Source organism: Pseudomonas sp. TREG-RG-20F-10-E-6-01, assembly GCF_022662455.1.
Taxonomy (GTDB): Bacteria; Pseudomonadota; Gammaproteobacteria; order Pseudomonadales; family Pseudomonadaceae; genus Aquipseudomonas.
This window is the reverse complement of record NZ_JAKNQP010000004.1, coordinates 347,857-362,224: the sequence shown is the minus strand read 5'-3', so window position 1 is coordinate 362,224 and position 14,368 is coordinate 347,857. Positions and strand designations below refer to the sequence as shown.

Genomic DNA, 14,368 nt, shown 5'->3' with positions numbered 1-14,368 from the left:
GATCAGAATTGGTAGCCGACACCGGCGTAGTAGCCCCAGCCATCCGAGCGGGCGCGGAAGTTGCCTTCGCCAAAATTCAGCTCGCTGCCGTCCTCCCAGTTGCCGCCGTTGTGAAAGTAACGGCCGACCAGGGTGAAACGCAGGTGGGTGAACGAGTACAGCAGCACGTTGGTGGCCACCACGGAATTGGCGGTGCGTGCCGGGTTGTCCTTGTGCAGGTCCGAGCCGAAATCGTAGTTGGTAAAGCCGATGTAGGTCAGCGACGCGCCGTTGTCGAACTTGCTGATGGGCACGATGTACTTCATTTGCGCACGGTAGCCGTCCCACTGGTATTCATTGCTCGCCCCATAGTTTTCCCACTGGTAACGCCCATAGAAGTTGGCCGACAGGTTGACCCGCGAGTGCGTGTCGATGTCGGTGCCCAAGCCGCTGTACAGGGTGTTGGCGCGGTTCGCCTTGTTGCTGCCGTGGTCGTAGATCCAGTCAAACGCCACATACCATTCCTTGAACGGCCCGATGGCCAGGCTGCGACCGGCCAGGTAGTCGATGGAGATGCGCGGCTCGTGCTCCATGAACACCGGCGAGCCATGGTCCCACGCGCCTTTGTCATTACTGTTACCGATGCCGAGAATTTTCGGCACGTCGATATAGCCGTACAACTCGAACGGGCCTTTACGACCGAAGTACTCGTATTCCAGGTACACGTCATCTTGCGGCTTGGGGCCGAAGCTGATGTCTTTGCTGCCGATCAGCGTCAGGTCCTGGTTGAACCATTCCGACAGGTACGCGCCTTTTTTCGTCGGGCTGGCTTCCGGGGCCAGGGTTTCGCCCTGTGCTGAATCATCGGCGGGTTTTTCCTGCGCCAAAATGGGTGCGCTGAGTACTCCCGTAACGGCGGCCAGTAGCAAGGAAACACCAAAGGAAGCAGGACGCCTTGAGGTGGGGTGCATTGAAAATCCCTATTCGTACGCGGTTAGACCCGATTCCTCGGGTTAAGGAGAACTTGCCTACCAAGTTCGTTCCGCAAACGTTTGCACAGGCTGTACCAACTTTGCTCAATGGCTTGAATAAAAGGGAAAAAACCGGAATTAATCGACGGTTTGATCAAAAATGACTGGGTGTCATTTTCTCGATGCGGTTAAACAAATGCATCGCCGTTTCGCGCCGATACTCGCTCGGCGTCTGGTTCATCTCGATCCGAAAATGCCGGTTGAAGTTGGACAGGTTGGCGTAGCCCACTTCAAAACAGATATCCGCCACCGACATGTCGCTTTGCAGCAACAGCCGGCAGGCACGCTGTACGCGGAATTTGCGCATCAGGTCGATAAACCCATGACCGGTGTTGCGCTTGAAGAAGCGCGAGAAGCCCGGCTCGCTCATGTCCAGGCGTTGCGCGATGACGGACAGGCGCAGGTCGCCGGTCAGTTCCGTCATCAGGTAATCGAAGGCTTTGTTGATGCGCTCGGCACTGCGCGCGTCCAGGGTTGGGGCGTAGCAGGGGCTGGCCAGCGCCTGCACGTTTGGCGTCGGGGCGTTTTTCAGGGTGTCGAGCAGTTGCAGGAACAGGATCAGCCGTTGCAGGCCGTGGGCCTTGCCGATGTCTTCGAGCAAGCGTGCGGCGTGCACGGCGGTGTCGCCGCTGAATTGCAGGCCGCGCCGGGCGTGTTCGAACAGCGGCTGCAAGTCGCCAAGTTCCGGCAGGGTTTTGCGCAGGGCGAGGAGGGCGGCGCCGTCGAATTGCAGCACCACGTCGCGCCCGGTCAGGTATTCACCGGGGGCCAGGTCGCCGATCCAGTCGTGGGGCAAGTCCGGACCGATCAGCGCGACATGCCCGGCACTGAATGCGCCGATGTAGTCGCCGGCCACCAACTTGCCGCTGCCTTGGCGGATCAGGTGGATTTCGAACTCGGGGTGGTGGTTCCAGCGCGCCAGGTCATACGGGTAATCGTGTTCGAACCAGCGGAAGCAGTGGTCCGGCTCAGGCAGGATGACTTCCAGTTCGGCAGGGCGATGCTCGAACAGCTTGGCGCGGTTGATGGGCATGCTGATGCCTCTTTTACTTATGGAATCTCTGCAAAATACGCCGGTTGACAACGGGCACGCTACCCCCGGTTTCGCCTGGCGCTGATACTTTTTTGATCCGCGAGCCCAGGTTAAAAAAGTATCAGCCGAGCATTCGCCATGCGTTTGTGAGGGCCTGGCCAAGCTGCTGTAATCGGCGCTCTACAACAAAAACAACAGGTGGAAACCGCCATGTTCAAGCTTCCGCAAGCGCTTTTCCTGCTGTCCGGCCTGGCCTTGGCCCTGCCCAGCTACGCCGCCGACACCGTCACCATCGCCACCGTCAACAACAGCGACATGATCCGCATGCAACGCCTGTCCAAGGTCTTCGAGGCCCAGCACCCGGACATCAAACTCAACTGGGTGGTACTGGAAGAAAACGTGCTGCGCCAGCGCCTCACCACCGATATCGCCACCCAGGGCGGCCAGTTCGACGTGCTGACCATCGGCACCTACGAGACGCCGTTATGGGGCGCCAAGCACTGGCTGGAACCCCTGACCCAACTGCCGGCTGATTACGACGCCGAAGATATTTTCCCGTCGGTGCGCCAGGGCCTGTCGGTCAATAACACCCTGTACGCCTTGCCGTTCTACGGCGAAAGCACCGTGACCTACTACCGCACCGACCTGTTCAAGCAAGCCGGGCTGAGCATGCCCGCGCAGCCCACCTGGACCCAGCTGGGGGAGTTCGCCGCCAAACTCACGGCCAAAGACAAAGGCCAATACGGCATGTGCCTGCGCGGCAAGGCCGGCTGGGGCGAGAACATCGCGCTGCTCAGCACCATGGCCAACGCCTTCGGCGCGCGCTGGTTCGATGAACAGTGGAAGCCGGAATTGACCAGTCCCGAGTGGACCGCCGCCGCCAACTATTACGTCAACACCCTGAAAAATTACGGCCCGCCCGGTGTTTCCAGCAATGGCTTCAATGAAACCCTGGCGTTGTTCAACAGCGGCAAGTGCGCGATCTGGGTGGACGCCAGCGTCGCCGGCTCCTTCACCACCGACAAAAGCCAAAGCAAAGTCGCCGACGACGTAGGTTTTGCTGCGGCACCCACCGAGGTCACCGACAAAGGCTCCTCCTGGCTATACGCCTGGTCCCTGGCGATCCCGGCGACCTCCAAGCACAAAGACGCTGCCAAGGCCTTCATCACCTGGGCAACGTCCAAGGATTACATCCAGTTGGTCGCCGATAAAGAAGGCATCACCAACGTGCCGCCGGGCACCCGCCAGTCCACCTACAGCGAGGCTTACCTGAAGGCCGCGCCGTTTGCCCAGGTGACCCTGGAAATGATGAAGCACGCCGACCCCGCGCACCCCTCGGCCAAGCCGGTGCCGTACGTGGGCATCCAGTACGTGACCATTCCTGAGTTCCAGGCCATCGGCACCTCCGTCGGCAAGTTGTTTTCGGCGGCGCTTACCGGCGGCATGACGGTTGATCAGGCGCTGCTCGACGCTCAGTCCACCACCGAGCGCGAGATGAAACGCGCCGGCTACCCGAAATAATTTCTACAGGACAGCCCCATGAAACGACTCGAAGGTAAGAGCGCGCTGATCACCGGATCGGCGCGTGGCATCGGTCGCGCCTTTGCCCAGGCGTATATCGCCGAAGGCGCAATGGTTGCCATCGCCGACATCAACCTGCAACGTGCCCAGGCCACAGCGGCTGAGCTGGGCCCACAGGCGTATGCCGTCGCGATGGACGTCACCGACCAAGCCTCCATCGACGCCGCGCTTGCCGCCGTGGTGGCCCATGCCGGCAAGCTCGATATCCTGATCAATAACGCTGCACTGTTCGATCTGGCGCCCATCGTCGACATTACCCGCGACAGCTACGAGCGGCTGTTCTCGATCAACGTCGCCGGCACGCTGTTCACCCTGCAGGCCGCCGCCCGGCAGATGATCAGCCAGGGCCACGGCGGCAAGATCATCAACATGGCCAGCCAGGCCGGGCGGCGAGGCGAGCCATTGGTGGCGATCTATTGTGCGACCAAGGCGGCGGTGATCAGCCTCACGCAATCGGCGGGGCTGAACCTGATCAAGCAGGGCATCAACGTCAACGCCATCGCCCCCGGCGTGGTGGATGGCGAGCACTGGGATGGCGTGGACGCGTTGTTTGCCCAGCATGAGGGCTTGGCGCCCGGCGAGAAGAAGAAGCGGGTAGGGGCCGAGGTGCCGTTTGGGCGCATGGGCACGGCGGAGGATTTGACCGGGATGGCTATCTTTCTGGCTTCCAAAGAGGCCGACTATGTGGTGGCCCAGACCTACAACGTCGATGGCGGTAATTGGATGAACTAAAGCCGAGCATCGATTAAGAATGTGGGAGCTGGCTTGCCTGCGATGGCGGTCTGTCAGTGACAGCTTTACTGACTGACCCACCGCTATCGCCGGCAAGCCAGCTCCCACATTGGATCTTTGCTGTTCTTAAGTGCCAGGCTACTCAGCAAAACTGCGATCAAAAAAATACACTTCCCCAGGCTTCAGGTTCTCCACCGTCGCCTGGGGCCTGCCGCCTTCGCCATTCTTCTTGCGCCCCGTCTCACGCAAATACCCCGCCTCAGTCAGCTTCAACAAACGCTGGCGGATACTGGTCTTCAACACCGGCCGCGCCAGCACCCGCGAGAAGATCGTGGTCGCTTGCGGCGCGCTGAATTCGTTGCCCAAAAACATCAACGGCAAGTTGCTGTACAGCGACTTGGAAAACAGCCGCTCCTGCACGGCGGCGACGATCAGGTTGTGATCGAAGGGCAGTTTGATACTGCCATCGGCCACTGCATTCAGCGAAAACCAGGCCTGATGCTCACCCAACACCACATCATCGGCCACGATCGCCAGGTAGTACGTGGACGACGACCAGCAGCGCGGGTCGCGAAACGCATCGCCCACCGTGCCGACTTGCTCACTCCAGGCCAAATCAAAACCGACCTTGTCGCTCGCCCGCAAGCGCTCCACGGCATCCTTGAGGCTCAGATCTTGCACGCCGCCATTAACCACCACGCCCGGTAACGCCCAATGGCCGGCAAAGGGCTCGGCTTCGCGCTTGTTCAGCAGTAGCTTCAATTCTCCGGCGGCACGGCAATAGAACAACACGCACAAGTCGACGGTGTGGAGGTAGGCACTGAGTGGCATGGGAAATCCTTCTGAACAGCGGTGGGGCACAGTCTAACGGATCGAACAGCTATGTCATGTACTTGCTCCAGCATAGATAACTAAATGTTTCTTGCAATGAAAGTACATGACGTGTACTTTTGTTTCCAGGCCACCGGAGAATCACTATGACCCTCGTGAAAACTGCCATTGCTTCATTCGACGTCGACGCCCAGAAGAGCTTCACGCCGCTGTGCCCCAACGAATTGCCGGTGGTTGGCGGTGACCGGATCGGTGCCGAACTCAACTACATGGCCAGCCTCGCCGGCCACCGTGTCGGCAGCAAAGACGCACACACCCCGCATGCCCCGTGGGTGGTCACGCAGCACAGTGAGATGCTGCAACCCACCGGCCTGGCCCACGCCGATGTCACCTGGGTCAGCCACTGCGTGCCGGGCACCGAGGGTTTTACGCTGCTGGACGAACTGCCCACGCCGTATGACTACGACTACTTCATCTGGAAAGGCGTCGAACCCGACCTGCACCCCTACGGTGCCTGCTACCACGACCTGCACGACAAACTGTCCACTGGCGTCATCGAGTATTTGAACGCCCAAGGCGTGCGCCGCGTGATCGTCGGTGGCCTGGCCCTGGACTACTGCGTCAAGACCACCACGCTGCAACTGCTCAAGGCTGGCCTGGAGGTGGTCCTGCACTTGCCGGCCTGCCGAGGTATCAGCGAGGAGGGCGGCGTTCAGGCGGTGAATGAGTTGCTCAAGGCCGGTGTTGTCATCAGCAGCACCCGCGAAGAACTGGCCGCGATGGCCACGCGCTAAGGAGAAACACCATGGAAAGTGCCTACGACTACGAATCCCCGGTCATCCAGGGCTTGCTCGACACCGACTACTACACCTTCACCATGATGCAGGCCGTGTTGCACCAGCACCCGAATGTCGACGTGGAATACAACTTCATCGTCCGTTCCAAAGAAAAACTCGGCCACCTGATCCCGCAATTGCGCGACGAGCTGGAGAAACTCGCCGGCCTGCAGATGCGCGAAGGCGAACTGCGCTTTCTGTTCAACCCGCGCTTTCGCGAATACCTGACCCCGGACTACGAGCGCTTCCTGGGCCTGTTCCGCTTCAACCTGCGCTACATCCATGTCAGCGAGGTCGACGGCCAACTGAACATCCGCGTGGTCGGGCCGATGCTGCACTGCATCATGTTCGAACAGCCGGTGCTGGCGTTGGTCAGTGAGCTGCGCAACCGCGACAAATACCCCGACGTGAGCCTGGAAGACGTCACCCGCAAGCTCTACCAGAAGTTCGACTGGCTGGAGAAAAACCTCAGCCGTGAGGAGCTGGCCGACCTGCGCGTCTCGGACTTTTCCACACGCCGGCGCCTGTCGTTCAAGGCCCAGCGCGAAGTGGTGGACATCATGCGCCGCGACTTCCCCGGACAGTTCATCGGCACCAGCAACGCGCACCTGGCCTACGAATTCGACCTGCCGCTGATCGGCACCATGGCCCACCAATGGCTGATGGTGCACCAGCAACTGGGGCGCCTGCGCGAGAGCCAGAACGCCGCATTGGAAAACTGGGTGCGCGAATACCGCGGCCGCCTCGGCATCGCCTTGACCGACTGCATCAGCACCGATTTTTTCCTCAAGGATTTCGACCTGTACTTCGCCAAGCTCTACGACGGCCTGCGCCAGGACTCGGGTGATCCCATCGTCTGGGCCGACAAAGTCCTGGCCCGCTACAAACAGCTGGGCATCGACCCGATGACCAAGGACCTGATGTTCTCCGACGGTCTGAATTTCGAAAAATGCCTGCCGATCCTGCGGCACATCCGTGGCAAGGCCAAGTTCGGTTTCGGCATGGGCACCAGCCTGGCCTGCGACGTGGAGGGTGTGGAACCGCTGAGCATCGTGATGAAGCTGGTGCGCGTACACGGCGAGCCGGTGGTGAAGTTTTCCGATGACCCGATCAAGAACGTCTGTGAAGACGCCTCGTTTTTGCAGTACGCGGCCAAGGTATTTTCGGTGGGAGGGGGCTTGCTCCCGAAAGCGGTGGATCAGCACTGACGGTGTTGACTGACACGCGGTCTTCGCGGGCAAGCCCGCTCCCACAGGTCAATCCAAGTCATAGAGAGAGGTGTGATATGCAAACTCAGGCACGTATCGCGCAAGAACTGAACATCAACCGCGCGCTGGTCAAGGGCAGCGAACCGCAGGAGATTCAGCGGCGCATCAATTTCATCAAAAGCACCTTGCGTAGCTCCGGCTGCAAGGCGCTGGTGTTGGGCATCAGCGGCGGTGTCGATTCCCTGACGGCGGGCCGTCTGTGTCAGTTGGCCGTGGAGCTACTGCGTGCCGAAGGCTACGCTGCGCGCTTTATCGCCATGCGCCTGCCGTACAAAACCCAGGCCGATGAAAGCGATGCTCAGGCCTCCCTGGATTTCATCAAGCCGGACCACATCGACACCTTGAATATCGCCGCCAGCGTCGACGGCCTGATGGCCAGCCTGACGGCCACTGAAGCCAGCGCGGCGCATGTCGACTTCATCAAGGGCAACGTCAAGGCCCGCACGCGGATGATTGCGCAGTACGCCGTGGCCAACCTGCACAACGGCCTGGTGGTCGGTACCGACCATGGCGCCGAAGCGTTGATGGGGTTCTTCACCAAATTCGGCGACGGCGCCTGCGACCTCGCGCCACTGTCGGGCCTGACCAAGACCCAGGTGCGTCTGCTGGCCAACGCCCTCGGTGCGCCGGGCAACCTAGTGCACAAATTACCGACCGCCGACCTCGAAGAATTGGCGCCGGGCAAGGCGGATGAGCAGGCCTACGGCTGCACTTATGCAGAAATCGACGCCTACCTGATGGGCGAGCCGGTGAGTGAGCGGGTGCGCGCGATTGTTGAAGGGGCCTACCGCAAGACAGCGCACAAACGTGCGCTGCCCGTGATCCCCGACTAAGTCGGGGATCACTCGTTCTCTAGATTTTGATATTTTCGCGAATGTTCCAGCCGAACCGGACAGGTCCACCCTCCTTGCCGCCATCGGCGTTCTGCGGCTGGTAACTGACTTCAACCTTGGCAAAGTTAAGGCTGATTTCCTCTGTCAGTACATCATTGGTTGCTGCTGCGCGCGTCTCATAGGAGGCCACCATGACGTCCCTCAAGGTGATCACCAGATACTCCACATTGCTGGCGCCTCCCGCTTTGCGCACCACAATTCGGGCTCCCGGATAGTGCTTGCCCGTTGCGCAGGCCATCATCAGATTCGGCGTGGACTTATCCAGGGGCTTTTCGATAGCGATATTGCCCATATCGACCTTGCCGGCTCCGCCGCCAGTTCCGCTGTGCATCGACCCTGCTTGCGTGATCCTCCAACCCCAGCGCGATATATCGATTTCATCACGATGTGTCTGGTCGTTGGACTCGCCCTTGATATCGCCAAGCTTTAAAAACATATCCGTTGCCATGCTCGCCCCATGTCTGATCGTTCGCCGGAACTGGCGCGGGCGTACTTTTCCGATTCCTACGATTGTCCACAAGGCTCCAAGGTGACAACAGGAAGCGGCCTTCTGGAAAAAGGAAACTTTCCGACATTCTTGGCAGATACGCTCTGCGCGCTTGTGAAATCAGGAGCAAAAACGGAATGGCTTCCAGCGTATTCAAGGACGGTTTCCCCAGCGCCCACCGCACCACCCGTGAACGGGTAGAAAGCAGCATGGACCTGCGTCGGCTGTTTGCCGCCATTGATGCCGACCCGGCGATTGCCGGGGCAGGGGTGGTGTATCTCGATTCACAGTTGTGGCCGGTGACGTTGCGTGAGTTTCAGCCGATTTGCAGCGTGTTGCCCAAGCGCGTGATTTTGCGCGAGATGCCAGCGTCGATGGCACGCTTGGATTTTGTGCGGCGATTGGAGCATGAGCCGCGGGAGTCGCAGCTTGCATTTGAAGCGATCAATGCATCCTTGTCTTGCGGTGCTGCAGTGTTGGGCTGGCTTGTTGTACTGAGTGGCTCAGTGGGCAGTGCGATGGGGCTGATTGGAAGCTATCGAAATGGCCATGTCGGCAGCGCGACGACCATTGCTATTGGCTTATACGAGGAGGTTGCAGAATGAGTAAGTCAGTTGCCGGTTTTCTCATCCATTACTTTCCAGTGTTCATGGGCACAATATTCATGGGCCTCTTCGCAGGCGCCATGGTCACTGTCCTGGTGGACACAACCTATTTGCGTAGCCTGGAGCCATCGCTGCAAGCTGAAGTGTCTGGTTGGAGTCTACTGTCGATGACTGCTTTTTTAGTGTTTGCCAACTTCATGATTGCGAGAGGTCGCAAATGGGCCGCTAGCGTGTTGATGGGCTATTTCGCTTTCTCCCTGATGCTGGTGCTACCAATGATTCAATATCGTCCGCATACCGTGGCGTTTTCTCTGGGGGTCGCGTTTCCGCTTTTCGAGTTGCTGCTGCTCAATACGCACCGCCATCGAGAGATGCGGCAAAAGCTTTTTGAAATCCACATCCAACGGAATGCGGCGAGAGCGATCTACGAAACATACTCAAATCAGCTCAAGGCCAATGCACGCAGGGCCAGGGCTAAGTGACGTTAGCTCCCACACAAATGCGTGGGAGCAATCCGCTATTTCAGGTTAGCGCTCAATCGAGCGACTCCACCGCGCATTCCACTCCGGCCGCGCCTGGTTCACCTGGTCCCAATCAATCGAAATCGCCGTCTGCAAGTAACCCTGCATGGCCTCCACCCGCGCGCGGGTTTTATCGGTGGTCGGCGTGGTCGGGTTGGAAGGGATCTGATCGCCTTCTTCAAGCGCCGGTGCCTGGGCTTGCGCGGTCAGCAAGAAGGCTGCGAGTTTCTGCGCCAATTCCGGCTGGTCGTTACGCGCGATCACGCACTCGGCGACGTTCAGCACCACCGCGCCTTCCTTGGGTTGCGCGTATTCCATCGGGATGCCCAGCAGTTTCTGCGTGGTCACCTGGGTCGGCGTCAGGGGGAAGATCGCAGCCTCGTCGGTTTGCACCATTTCGGAGATCTTCGCCGAGCTGGCGATGTATTCCAGCACGTTGGGGCCGATGGTTTTCGGCCAGGCCTTGAAGCCCGGTTCCACGTCTGTTTCGGAGCCGCCCTGGATACGGTTGAACATCAGGAAGCCGTGCAGGCCGAAGGTGGAGGAGGCCAGGGACTGGAACACCACCTTGTCTTTGAAGCGCGGGTCGGCCAGGTCCATCCACGAGGTGGGCGCGGCCCAGCCTTTTTCCTTGAACATCTTAGCGTTATAGCCAAGGCCCGTGACGCCCAGGGTCACGGCCACGGCTTCGTCCTTGATCTTGGCCTTGGCCGGGATCTGGTCCAGGGGGGCGCTCGGGGCGAGTTTGTCGCACAGGCCCATGGAGATGGCGCGGTACATGATGCCGTCGTCGAGGAACATCACGTGCATTTGCGGGTTGTCTTTGTTGGCCTGGACCTTGGCGAGGATGTCCGACGAGGTGCCGGGCACGATCACCACCTTGACGTTGTTGGCCTTCTCGAACGCGGGCAGCACCTTATCGGCGTACACCCGCTCCATGGTGCCGCCGTTCATGCCCAGGTACAGCGTGGGCGCAGCATGCGCGGTGGAGGCGAGCAACGCGAGGGACAAGCAGGACAGCGCGATACGTGTGTGCATGGGTGTTTTTCCTCTCAGGCTTGGAAACGACGGATGGAAAACGTTTCGATGGGTTGCCGGCTGGCCCCGCTGCAGACGATCTCTGCCAGGGCTTCACCAACCGCAGGGCCGAGCTGGAACCCGGCGCCGGCAAAGCCGAAACCGTGGAGCAGGCCAGGTTGGGTACTGCTGGGGCCGATCACCGGTTCGTGATCGGGTAAGTAACCTTCGGTGCCGCTCCAGGTCCGTATCGCCTGGGCACCTTTGAGAAACGGGTACAGTTCGCCTGCGTTGCGCAAAATCTCCAGCACCGCTGCCTGCCCCGGCCGCGCCGTCAGCGGGCCAAGGGCAAAGCCCCGGCCGCCGCCAAGAATGCAATTGCCACGGGCGACCTGGCGCGCATAAATGCCGCCGCCTTCAACACCGGTACTCACGTCCATCACCACCGGCAACGGCTCGGTCACCAGCATCGCCGGGTGCGCCGAGGTGATCGGCACCGGTTCGCCAAATTGCGCGGCGACGGTCCCGGCCCAGGCGCCGGCGCAGTTGAGCAGCCACGGCGCGTGCAGGTGCAGACCGTTGGCGCAGTGCACCTGGAACCGCTGGCCGTCGTGTTCGATGCGCATCACTTCGGCGTGCTCGTATACCTCAGCACCCTGACGCTGCGCGGCGCGGGCAAAAGCGGGCGACACCAGGCGCGGGTTGGCGTGCCCGTCTTCAGGGCACAATGAAGCGCCGACCGCGATATCGCCGACCCAAGGGAATCGCGCGCGCAGCTGCGCGTAATCCAACACCTGCAAAGCCAATCCAAAACCACGAGTTTGCTCGGCATAGGCCTGCAGCGCGTCGAGGTCCGCATGGCTGCGCGCCAACTTCAAATGCCCGGAGCGCACGTACTCGCCGTCGATGCCGATCAACCCCGGCAAGTCGGCCCACAACTGGTGGGCGCGCTGCGACAGCGGCAGTTGATGCAACGGCCGCCCCTGACGGCGCACGCCGCCGTAGTTCACACCGCTGGAATGCGAGCCGCAAAAGTCGCGCTCTACCAACGCCACGCGCTGACCTTTTTGCGCCAGCATCAAGGCCGCCGAGGCGCCGACGATGCCGCCGCCCAACACGATCACGTCGATCATGGCTGCACCTCTACGCCAAACGGCAGCGGCTTGATCGGCGCCTGGCCGCGCAGGCGGCCGACGTGTTCAATCCCGCGACCACTGCGCTCAGCGACAATCTCGGCGGCTGCCAGCCCGCACATGCGGCCCTGGCAGCGACCCATGCCGACGCGGCAATGGGCCTTGACCCGATTGATTTCCCAGTGGCCTTCATCCACCACCGCGCGTACCTCGCCGACGCTGATTTCTTCGCAGCGGCACAGCATCAGTTCATTCGGCGCCTGCGCGGCCCAGTGTTCGGGGAAGGGGAATGCGGTTTCCAGGCCGTGGCGAAAGCGCTGGATGCTCGCCAGTTGCTGTTCCAGGACGGCGGTGCGGCGAGGGTCCACGGCAATGCCTGAGTCTTCCAGCACCGCCAGCGCCGCGCGCTCGCCGGCCATGTGCGCCGCGTCGGCGCCCATGATCCCGGCGCCATCGCCTGCCAGGTACACGCCGTGGACACTGCTGCGCCCGGCGCTGTCGCGCTCGGGCAACCAGGCGCGGTTCAAGCTGTTCCAGGCAAATTCGCAGCCGAGCAAATCCGCCAGCTGTGTCTCGCTGCGCAAGGCATGGGCGAAGGCTACGGCATCGCATTCCACCGTGTGCTCGCCCCAATGAATACCGTTGACCCGTTGTTCGCCGTCGATCTGCGCGAGCGTCGCGCCCTGGTGCACGGGAATGCCATGGGCCGTGAGCCAGGCGCGGTAATACACACCCTTGGCCAGCGTCGCCGGTTGCCCGAGCAATGCAGGCAAGGCGCGGCATTGCGCGCTGAACGGCGCGCTGTCGAGCACCGCGACCACCTTGGCCCCAGCCTTGGCGTATTGATAAGCCACCAGATACAGCAACGGCCCGCTGCCGCAAAACGCTACGCGCTCACCGATGGCGCAGCCCTGATACTTCAAGGCGATTTGCGCCGCCCCAAGGCTGTAGACACCGGGCAGCGTCCACCCCGGTACGGGCAGGATGCGGTCGGTGGCGCCGGTGGCGACGATGAGTTGCGCGTACTCGATGCTCTCGGCATGGCCGCAATTCAACAGGTCCAGGCGACCGTCCTCGGCGTTCCACACCAGGGTTTGCGGCCGGTAGTCGATCAAAGGTGCCAGCTCATCCATGGTGCGGTGCACGGCCTCGGCCTTGCTGGCTTCAAACCCGTAAAGCTGTTTGGCCGAGCGCTGGAAGTTGGCCGGTTGACGCCGGTAAATCTGCCCGCCGCCGCGCAGGCTTTCATCCACCAGGCACGGCGTGACGCCGTGGTCGAGCAGGGTACGCGCCGCGCTGATGCCGGCCGGGCCTGCGCCCACAATCACTGTTGGCTTCATGCCTGGCGCCCCGGGTCACGGCTGATCGCCTGGCCTTCTTCCAATAACGTCGCACAGGCGCGTACGCGGCGACCGTCCTGCAGCCGCACCCAGCAATCCTGGCAGGCGCCCATCAGGCAGAACCCGGCCCGGCGTTCGGCGCTGAAATCGCTGCCGCGCAGGTGCTCGGCACAGGTCAGCACGGCGGTCAGTAACGTGTCGCCGAGCAAGCCCGTAGCGGGTTGCCCATCCAGGGTGAAGGCCACAGCCGGGCGCTGGGTTTCGGCCAATCGTTTGAACAACGCCATCAATGTTTCCCCACCAGCACGCGGTCCAGGCCGTAGACCCGGTCGAGCAGAATCATGGTTGCTGCGGTCAGTGCAATTACCAGCGCCGACACCGCCGCCATCATCGGGTCGATGGACTCGGTGGCGTACACGTACATGCGCACCGGCAGGGTTTGCGTGGCCGGTGAGCTGACGAAGATCGACAGGGTCACCTCATCAAAACTGTTGATGAACGCCAACAACCAGCCGCCGGCCACACCGGGCAGAATCATCGGCAAGGTGATTTGGCGAAACAGCGTAAAGCGGCCGGCGCCCAGCGACTGCGCCGCCTGTTCGGCGCTGCGGTCAATGCCGATTGCCGCCGCCAGCACCAGGCGCAGCACGTACGGGGTGATGATCACCACGTGGGCCAGCATCAGCCAGGTGAAGCTGCCATTCACGCCCATCAACGCGAACAAACGCAGCATCGCCACACCCAGCACCAGGTGCGGGATGATGATTGGCGAGAGGAACAACGCACTGAAAAAGTTGCGCCCCGGAAACTGATAACGGCTGATCGCCAAGGCCGCCGGCACAGCAATCAGCGTGGCCAAGGTGGCGGCGGTGAACGCCAGGATCAGGCTGTTATAGAACGCCTGGATAAAGTCGGCACGCTCGAACACTGCGCGAAACCAGCGCAGGGAGAAGCCCGACGTCGGCAAGCTCAAGGTGTTTTCCGGGGTGAAGGCCACCAGGCACACCACCACCAGCGGCGCCATCATGAACAGCACCACCACGCCATGAAAACCGAGGGCCAAAGGACCGTTTCTGGACAT

The 14,368-nt window shown here is 61.3% G+C and carries 15 protein-coding genes and 1 pseudogene; 7 read left to right on the top strand and 9 right to left on the bottom strand.

The genetic code is table 11. From position 1 onward, the window contains the following. Window positions 1–2 precede the first annotated feature (2 nt). The gene (locus tag L8K08_RS15635; RefSeq protein ID WP_145166099.1) at window positions 3–950 is read right to left on the bottom strand and encodes a nucleoside-specific channel-forming protein Tsx; all 948 of its coding nucleotides are present in this window, start codon (window positions 948–950) and stop codon (window positions 3–5) included. A gap of 154 nt (window positions 951–1,104) precedes the next feature. Then, complete coding sequence (locus L8K08_RS15630) at window positions 1,105–2,043, bottom strand: AraC family transcriptional regulator (protein ID WP_242198450.1); 939 nt, start codon at window positions 2,041–2,043, stop codon at window positions 1,105–1,107. Window positions 2,044–2,253: 210 nt separating this feature from the next. On the opposite strand from L8K08_RS15630, the gene L8K08_RS15625 reads away from it, so the two are divergent. Both L8K08_RS15625 and L8K08_RS15620 read left to right on the top strand, forming a co-directional pair. After that, window positions 2,254–3,564 carry a sugar ABC transporter substrate-binding protein gene (locus tag L8K08_RS15625; protein ID WP_242198447.1) on the top strand — a complete coding sequence of 437 codons (1,311 nt, stop codon included), beginning with the start codon at window positions 2,254–2,256 and terminating at the stop codon, window positions 3,562–3,564. 18 nt (window positions 3,565–3,582) lie between these two features. Beyond that, window positions 3,583–4,356 (top strand): L-iditol 2-dehydrogenase, encoded by a 774-nt coding sequence (locus L8K08_RS15620; RefSeq protein WP_242198444.1) that lies wholly within the window; start codon window positions 3,583–3,585, stop codon window positions 4,354–4,356. A 138-nt stretch (window positions 4,357–4,494) separates the two neighbouring features. Here L8K08_RS15620 and L8K08_RS15615 read toward each other — a convergent pair whose 3' ends face one another. After that, on the bottom strand, window positions 4,495–5,187 hold the full coding sequence (locus L8K08_RS15615) for an NUDIX hydrolase (protein WP_242198442.1): 693 nt from the start codon (window positions 5,185–5,187) through the stop codon (window positions 4,495–4,497). Between the two features lie 146 nt (window positions 5,188–5,333). Between L8K08_RS15615 and L8K08_RS15610 the strand changes: the two genes are divergently transcribed. The 3 genes from L8K08_RS15610 to nadE all read left to right on the top strand — a co-directional run bounded on the left by L8K08_RS15610 (window position 5,334) and on the right by nadE (window position 8,124). Continuing rightward, window positions 5,334–5,981, top strand: coding sequence for a nicotinamidase (locus L8K08_RS15610; protein WP_242198439.1), 648 nt, complete (start codon window positions 5,334–5,336; stop codon window positions 5,979–5,981). 11 nt (window positions 5,982–5,992) lie between these two features. Next, window positions 5,993–7,231, top strand: a complete 1,239-nt coding sequence (pncB, locus tag L8K08_RS15605) for a nicotinate phosphoribosyltransferase (protein WP_242198435.1) — start codon at window positions 5,993–5,995, stop codon at window positions 7,229–7,231. Between the two features lie 77 nt (window positions 7,232–7,308). Next, window positions 7,309–8,124: an ammonia-dependent NAD(+) synthetase gene (gene nadE / locus L8K08_RS15600; RefSeq protein ID WP_242198432.1), complete on the top strand. Its 816-nt coding sequence runs from the start codon at window positions 7,309–7,311 to the stop codon at window positions 8,122–8,124. 19 nt (window positions 8,125–8,143) lie between these two features. Here nadE and L8K08_RS15595 read toward each other — a convergent pair whose 3' ends face one another. After that, on the bottom strand, window positions 8,144–8,632 hold the full coding sequence (locus L8K08_RS15595) for a type VI secretion system tube protein Hcp (RefSeq protein ID WP_242198429.1): 489 nt from the start codon (window positions 8,630–8,632) through the stop codon (window positions 8,144–8,146). Between the two features lie 176 nt (window positions 8,633–8,808). Here L8K08_RS15595 and L8K08_RS15590 point away from each other — a divergent pair. Continuing rightward, window positions 8,809–9,177, top strand: a pseudogene (locus L8K08_RS15590) (NAD synthetase); the annotation flags it as partial. A gap of 95 nt (window positions 9,178–9,272) precedes the next feature. Beyond that, complete coding sequence (locus L8K08_RS15585; protein WP_242198426.1) at window positions 9,273–9,758, top strand: hypothetical protein; 486 nt, start codon at window positions 9,273–9,275, stop codon at window positions 9,756–9,758. A gap of 45 nt (window positions 9,759–9,803) precedes the next feature. Here the strand turns inward: L8K08_RS15585 and L8K08_RS15580 are convergent, their stop codons facing one another. Genes L8K08_RS15580 through L8K08_RS15560 form a run of 5 tightly spaced genes read right to left on the bottom strand, consistent with a single transcriptional unit; the run spans window position 9,804 to window position 14,368 of the window. After that, complete coding sequence (locus L8K08_RS15580) at window positions 9,804–10,835, bottom strand: ABC transporter substrate-binding protein (protein WP_119736011.1); 1,032 nt, start codon at window positions 10,833–10,835, stop codon at window positions 9,804–9,806. A gap of 14 nt (window positions 10,836–10,849) precedes the next feature. Continuing rightward, window positions 10,850–11,947: an FAD-dependent oxidoreductase gene (locus L8K08_RS15575; protein WP_242198423.1), complete on the bottom strand. Its 1,098-nt coding sequence runs from the start codon at window positions 11,945–11,947 to the stop codon at window positions 10,850–10,852. Further along, the gene (locus tag L8K08_RS15570) at window positions 11,944–13,287 is read right to left on the bottom strand and encodes an FAD-dependent oxidoreductase (RefSeq protein WP_242198421.1); all 1,344 of its coding nucleotides are present in this window, start codon (window positions 13,285–13,287) and stop codon (window positions 11,944–11,946) included. The genes L8K08_RS15575 and L8K08_RS15570 overlap by 4 nt, the downstream gene beginning before the upstream one ends. Beyond that, window positions 13,284–13,574 (bottom strand): (2Fe-2S)-binding protein, encoded by a 291-nt coding sequence (locus tag L8K08_RS15565; protein WP_106579699.1) that lies wholly within the window; start codon window positions 13,572–13,574, stop codon window positions 13,284–13,286. Before L8K08_RS15565 ends, L8K08_RS15570 begins: the two co-directional genes overlap by 4 nt. Continuing rightward, the gene (locus L8K08_RS15560; RefSeq protein ID WP_242198419.1) at window positions 13,574–14,368 is read right to left on the bottom strand and encodes an ABC transporter permease; all 795 of its coding nucleotides are present in this window, start codon (window positions 14,366–14,368) and stop codon (window positions 13,574–13,576) included. The genes L8K08_RS15565 and L8K08_RS15560 overlap by 1 nt, the downstream gene beginning before the upstream one ends.

Bases quoted from the DNA above. Each gene is read 5' to 3' on its own strand.
- L8K08_RS15635 (WP_145166099.1), bottom strand. From the start codon at position 950: ATGCACCCCACCTCAAGGCGTCCTGCTTCCTTTGGTGTTTCCTTGCTA.
- pncB (WP_242198435.1), top strand. From the start codon at position 5,993: ATGGAAAGTGCCTACGACTACGAATCCCCGGTCATCCAGGGCTTGCTC.
- L8K08_RS15565 (WP_106579699.1), bottom strand. From the start codon at position 13,574: ATGGCGTTGTTCAAACGATTGGCCGAAACCCAGCGCCCGGCTGTGGCC.
- L8K08_RS15585 (WP_242198426.1), top strand. From the start codon at position 9,273: ATGAGTAAGTCAGTTGCCGGTTTTCTCATCCATTACTTTCCAGTGTTC.
- nadE (WP_242198432.1), top strand. From the start codon at position 7,309: ATGCAAACTCAGGCACGTATCGCGCAAGAACTGAACATCAACCGCGCG.
- L8K08_RS15620 (WP_242198444.1), top strand. From the start codon at position 3,583: ATGAAACGACTCGAAGGTAAGAGCGCGCTGATCACCGGATCGGCGCGT.
- L8K08_RS15575 (WP_242198423.1), bottom strand. From the start codon at position 11,947: ATGATCGACGTGATCGTGTTGGGCGGCGGCATCGTCGGCGCCTCGGCG.
- L8K08_RS15630 (WP_242198450.1), bottom strand. From the start codon at position 2,043: ATGCCCATCAACCGCGCCAAGCTGTTCGAGCATCGCCCTGCCGAACTG.
- L8K08_RS15595 (WP_242198429.1), bottom strand. From the start codon at position 8,632: ATGGCAACGGATATGTTTTTAAAGCTTGGCGATATCAAGGGCGAGTCC.
- L8K08_RS15580 (WP_119736011.1), bottom strand. From the start codon at position 10,835: ATGCACACACGTATCGCGCTGTCCTGCTTGTCCCTCGCGTTGCTCGCC.
- L8K08_RS15570 (WP_242198421.1), bottom strand. From the start codon at position 13,287: ATGAAGCCAACAGTGATTGTGGGCGCAGGCCCGGCCGGCATCAGCGCG.
- L8K08_RS15615 (WP_242198442.1), bottom strand. From the start codon at position 5,187: ATGCCACTCAGTGCCTACCTCCACACCGTCGACTTGTGCGTGTTGTTC.
- L8K08_RS15560 (WP_242198419.1), bottom strand. From the start codon at position 14,368: ATGTCCAGAAACGGTCCTTTGGCCCTCGGTTTTCATGGCGTGGTGGTG.
- L8K08_RS15610 (WP_242198439.1), top strand. From the start codon at position 5,334: ATGACCCTCGTGAAAACTGCCATTGCTTCATTCGACGTCGACGCCCAG.
- L8K08_RS15625 (WP_242198447.1), top strand. From the start codon at position 2,254: ATGTTCAAGCTTCCGCAAGCGCTTTTCCTGCTGTCCGGCCTGGCCTTG.